Annotated in this window: 1 protein-coding gene; it reads right to left on the bottom strand. The window is 64.9% G+C overall.

Going from position 1 to position 388, the window contains the following annotated elements; genetic code table 11:
- Positions 1-388 (bottom strand): DUF3138 family protein (locus PQQ95_RS36545; RefSeq protein ID WP_408447266.1); only part of this gene is annotated, 388 nt, incomplete at both ends.

The raw sequence follows: 388 nt of genomic DNA, 5'->3' as shown, positions 1-388 counted from the left end.
ATGGTTGGACGAGTTCGCGATGCAGTCCGCACCGATACCGAAGCCGTTCGACGTATCCATGCCGTTGCCGTTCAGCGCGATGCCACCGCCGCCGCCACCGTTCTTGCTGTCGACCAGCAGGTCATAGCGTGCCGTCACGCCCACGCGGCCCACCACCGGCATGCTGAACTTGCGGTGCGCGAGCAGCGACAGGCCATACCACTGCGCCTGACCACCGTTGAACGCGGCATTCTGCTGCTGGCCGTAGTCGAGTTCGGCGTTGTACTGCACGTCCGCCAGCGTGTAGGTCAGGTCGGCTTCCGTGAAGAAGAACGTTCCGCCCGCGCTCGGCGAGTTGCCGCCTACGCCGTAGCTGACCGCACCGTTGGCATCGATTGCGCTCGGCAAG

The organism is Paraburkholderia caffeinilytica, from assembly GCF_046030355.1.
Lineage (GTDB): Bacteria > Pseudomonadota > Gammaproteobacteria > Burkholderiales > Burkholderiaceae > Paraburkholderia > Paraburkholderia caffeinilytica_B.
This window is presented reverse-complemented; position numbering and strand designations above follow the sequence as displayed.